The following is a 4,007-nucleotide window of genomic DNA, read 5'->3' as shown; positions in this document are numbered from 1 at the left end:
GCCGACCATCTCACGGCGGGCTGAACCACCACCCGAGCCGGACCTGCCCCGGCAGCGACCTGCCCGACACCCCCACGCACACCACCGGAAAGGGACAGGATGACCAACTCCCACACCGCGCGGGAGATCGACACCAGTCGGCCCCACTCCGCCCGGATGTACGACTACTACCTCGGCGGCAAGGACCACTTCGACGTCGACAAGCAGGCGGCCGAGACGGTCGCGGCGGTCTACCCGGGCATCTTCACCTGTGCTCGGGAGAACCGTGCCTTCATGCATCGGGCCACCCGCGTCCTTGCCCGTGAACACGGCATCCGTCAGTGGCTGGACATAGGCACCGGCATCCCCACCGAGCCGAACCTGCACCAGGTCGCGCAGTCCGTGGTGCCCGATGCCAGGGTGGTGTACGCCGACAACGACCCGCTGGTCCTCAAGTACGCCGAGCGCCTGATGCGCAACACCCCCGAGGGCCGCACGGCTTACGTCCAGGGCGACTTCACCGACCCCGAGGCGATCCTCGGCTCCCCCGAGCTGGCCAGGACCCTGGACCTGAACCAGCCCGTGGCCCTGTCCCTCAACGCCATCCTGCACTTCGTCCCGGACGACTGGGACCCGTACGGCGTCGTCTCCCGCCTCCTGGACGCCCTGCCCTCGGGCAGCGCGCTGGCCGTGAGCCACTGCACGGGCGACTTCGCCCCGGAGCTCTGGGAGAAGCTCGTCGGCATCTACGCCGCCGCCGGCACCCGGGCCCAGGTCCGCAGCCGGCAGGAGGTCGCCCGCTTCTTCAAGGGCCTCGACCTGCTCGACCCCGGTGTCTCACTGACCCACCGGTGGCGCCCGGACGACCCGCAGGGCTCAGGACCGGAGCTCACGGACGCCGAGGTCAGCGCGTGGGCCGGGGTGGGCATCAAGCCGTGACACGGCGTCGGCCGTGCGGGCGCGAGTGCCCGCACGGCGGCCCGGGCGGTGAACGGCCGTCAGCGCACCAGCAGGTCGATGACGCCCGTCAGGTCTTCCTCCCCGCTGCCCTCGGCCAGTCGGCGACGCATCAACTCGAAGTACGGGCGGAGCAGTTCGGGGCTGACGCCCTGCTGTTCTGCGGTGCTCAGGAAGGCCGGTGTGCCGGCCACCTGCATGGCGAGGTCGGAGACGACCCCTCGCGTGTAGTCGCCGCTCCGCAGCTGGTCGGCGGTCCGGTGCACGGCCGGGGCCATCGCGACGAGCCAGTCGGCGAGCAGCGGGGCGAGCGACGCGGGGTCGATGTCCTCCTTGCGGATCAGGGCGAAGGCGTGGGCGGCCCCTGCGAACATCCCGTACATGGCGCTGAGCAGGGCCATGTCGTACAGCGCCGCGAAGCCCGCGTCGTGACCGACGTAGACGGTGCCTGCGGGGACCGCCAGCGTCTCCCGGTGCCGCTCGAACAGCTCCCGCGAGCCGCTGTAGAAGACGTAACCGCCGGACTCCGGGGCACCGATCATCGGCGGGACGGCCATGATTCCGCCGTCCAGGTAGCGGGCACCGCGCTCGCGGGCCCACTCTGCGCGGGCGCGGGCCTGGGCAGGGGTACTGGTGGTCAGGTTGACCAGGTCCCGGCCGGCCAGGTCGATGCCGGCCAGCGCGTCCTCGACCGAGGCGTCGTCCAACAGGCAGACGACGACCAGGGTGTTCGCGGCGACGGCCTCGGCAGCGCTGTCCGCGACCTTCGCGCCCTCGGCGGCAAGGGGCTTGGCACGGGCCGGAGTTCGGTTCCAGACGGTGAGCGGGTGGCCGGCGGCACGCCAGGCACGGGCCAGCGCGGTGCCCATCGCGCCGAGGCCCAGCACGGTGACGGAGTCCTTCTCAACGGTGTTCTGTGTCATACCGATTAGGCTGATCACAGGCCCACGAGTGATCAAGTACGCACTTCGGAGTGGGTGGTTACCCCGAGGTGAGCGAGCACGTCGGAGGGGGTGGGGCATGACGACGCTGAACCGGCCGGGTGCGCCGGACGGACATGTCTGCGGGATCGACGCCGCGATGGAGGTGATCGGCGGCAAGTGGAAGGTGCTGATCCTGTGGGCGCTCCACGAGCACCCCTGCCGCCGGTTCGGCGAGCTGCGCCGGCTGCTTCCGGGGGTCACCGAGAAGGTGCTCGCCTCCCACCTGCGCGAGATGGAGACGGACGGGGTGGTGCGCCGCGTGTCCTACGACGAGGTGCCGCCCCGCGTCGAGTACTCACTGACCGAGGACGGCGAGCGCCTCAACGACGCGCTCCGGCCGCTGGCCGCCTGGGGACGCGGGCGGCCGACCGCTCAGTAGGCGCAGGAGAGGGCACGCCGGAAACCCGTGACGACCTTCCGCGGGGGCCGTGACAAGATCCACTGTCATGAGCATCCAACACGGCGACGGGCCCGTCGCCCTGGTCACCGGGTCCACGTCGGGGATCGGCGAGGCCGTCGCTCGGCGCCTCGCGGCGGACGGGACGCGGGTCGTCGTGCACTCGCGGCGCAGCACGGAGGCCGGGCAGGCACTGGCGGCCGAACTCGGCGGTGCCTACGTACAGGCCGATCTCGAAGTGGAGGAGGAGGCCCGGGGGCTGGTCGAGACGGCACTGGGGCACTTCGGGCGGCTGGACGTGCTGGTGAACAACGCGGGCATCAGTTGGCCGATCCCGCACGCGGACCTCGCGGCGGCGACCCCGGCGGACTGGCGGCGCCTGCTGGAGGTCAACCTCATCGCGCCCTGGGTGCTGTGCACCGCGGCCCTTCCGGCGCTACGGCAGTCCCCCGGCGGCGGCTGCATCGTCAACATCACCAGCCACGCCGGCGTACGGCCCAAGGGTTCCTCGGTGCCGTACGCGGCGAGCAAGGCCGCGCTGAACCACGTCACCCGGCTGCTCGCGGCCGCGCTCGGGCCCGACGTGCGGGTGAACGCGGTGGCGCCGGGCCTCGTGGACACGCCGATGACGAAGGACTGGGTACAGGCGCACGAACTGTGGCGGGACCGCGCACCGATGCACCGCCCCGCGCGCCCCGCTGACGTGGCCGACCTGGTGGCGTCGGTGATCGGCAGCGGCTATCTGACCGGGGAGGTCATCGTGCTCGACGGCGGCCTGAACCTGACCTGAGCTCCGGCAGCGTCAGCGCTGAGTGGGCAGCATGGTGTTCCGTCGCTCCAAGGCCCGCGCCGTGATGGGAAAGAGCGTGGCCCCACCGTTGTCGACCAGTGCCTGATCCATGGCCACGAACTCGGGCCAGTCGATCCCGCTGTCCGACGGTATCGGCGGATCATGCGGCATGAGGCGAGCCACGACGAGCGTCGCCGCGCGATGATCGCCATCGCCGGTAACACGAACATTCCATGCCGGGACAGACCATCCGCGACCATGACGCCCTGCAGCACCTGACCGAGCAACAGCACCGGCAGGTTCGGCGCCAGGCCGGCCAGTACACCACCGGCCGAGACCACGGCCATCAGCCGGACCAGCTCCCGCTTTCCGCCGTAGCGGTCGCCGAGCCTGCCCGCGACGAGTAACGCCTTGGCGACCGGGGCCCCTTCGGTGGGGCTGACCCCCAACTCGCGCTGCAGCAGCGGGAACGCGGGATCCACCACTGACTGACGGGCGCCGAGGGCATGTGCGAGTACTACGCCAGGCGGTCGGTGCGGCCGTCGGGGGCGGCCTGGGCCAGGCCCGTCCGGTAGGCGATGACGACGAGTTGTGCCCGGTCGCGGGCGTCCAGCTTCGTCATGGCGCGCTGCACGTGGGCGCGGACGGTGAAGGGGCTGAGGAACATCCGCTCGGCGATCTCCTGGTTGGACAGGCCGGTCGCGACCAGAGCCACCATCTCGCGTTCGCGCGGGGTGAGCACGGCGAGCTGTTCGGAGTGGTGTGACGGGGCCTCGTCCGGTGTGGCGAGGAAACGGGCGACGAGGGAACGGGTCGCGGCGGGGGACAGAAGGGTGTCGCCGTCGGCGATCGTCCGTACGGCGTCCAGCAGGTCCTCGGCGCCGATGCCCTTGCCGATGAA

Annotated in this window: 5 protein-coding genes and 1 pseudogene; 3 read left to right on the top strand and 3 right to left on the bottom strand. The window is 71.4% G+C overall.

Going from position 1 to position 4,007, the window contains the following annotated elements; all coding sequences use genetic code 11:
• The first annotated feature begins 99 nt into the window (after positions 1 to 99).
• Positions 100 to 918, top strand: coding sequence for an SAM-dependent methyltransferase (locus JF597_RS00240; protein WP_293986505.1), 819 nt, complete (start codon positions 100 to 102; stop codon positions 916 to 918).
• Between the two features lie 59 nt (positions 919 to 977).
• Here the strand turns inward: JF597_RS00240 and JF597_RS00235 are convergent, their stop codons facing one another.
• Complete coding sequence (locus JF597_RS00235; RefSeq protein ID WP_293986503.1) at positions 978 to 1,859, bottom strand: NAD(P)-binding domain-containing protein; 882 nt, start codon at positions 1,857 to 1,859, stop codon at positions 978 to 980.
• A 97-nt stretch (positions 1,860 to 1,956) separates the two neighbouring features.
• On the opposite strand from JF597_RS00235, the gene JF597_RS00230 reads away from it, so the two are divergent.
• Entirely contained in the window at positions 1,957 to 2,298 is a 342-nt protein-coding gene (locus JF597_RS00230) for a helix-turn-helix domain-containing protein (RefSeq protein WP_293986501.1), read from the top strand.
• Between the two features lie 67 nt (positions 2,299 to 2,365).
• Positions 2,366 to 3,106, top strand: coding sequence for an SDR family oxidoreductase (locus tag JF597_RS00225; protein WP_293986499.1), 741 nt, complete (start codon positions 2,366 to 2,368; stop codon positions 3,104 to 3,106).
• Positions 3,107 to 3,229: 123 nt separating this feature from the next.
• On the opposite strand, the pseudogene JF597_RS00220 reads toward JF597_RS00225, so the two are convergent.
• Positions 3,230 to 3,624 (bottom strand): annotated as a pseudogene (locus JF597_RS00220) (MFS transporter); the annotation flags it as partial.
• Positions 3,624 to 4,007, bottom strand: a 384-nt coding sequence (locus JF597_RS00215; protein WP_293986497.1) for a response regulator transcription factor, incomplete at its 5' end; no start/stop codon positions are given. The gene JF597_RS00215 and the pseudogene JF597_RS00220, both read right to left, overlap by 1 nt.

Origin of the sequence: Streptomyces sp., assembly GCF_019510245.1 — a bacterium.
GTDB lineage: Bacteria > Actinomycetota > Actinomycetes > Streptomycetales > Streptomycetaceae > Streptomyces.
This window is presented reverse-complemented; position numbering and strand designations above follow the sequence as displayed.

Bases quoted from the DNA above. Each gene is read 5' to 3' on its own strand.
- JF597_RS00240 (WP_293986505.1), top strand. From the start codon at position 100: ATGACCAACTCCCACACCGCGCGGGAGATCGACACCAGTCGGCCCCAC.
- JF597_RS00235 (WP_293986503.1), bottom strand. From the start codon at position 1,859: ATGACACAGAACACCGTTGAGAAGGACTCCGTCACCGTGCTGGGCCTC.
- JF597_RS00230 (WP_293986501.1), top strand. From the start codon at position 1,957: ATGACGACGCTGAACCGGCCGGGTGCGCCGGACGGACATGTCTGCGGG.
- JF597_RS00225 (WP_293986499.1), top strand. From the start codon at position 2,366: ATGAGCATCCAACACGGCGACGGGCCCGTCGCCCTGGTCACCGGGTCC.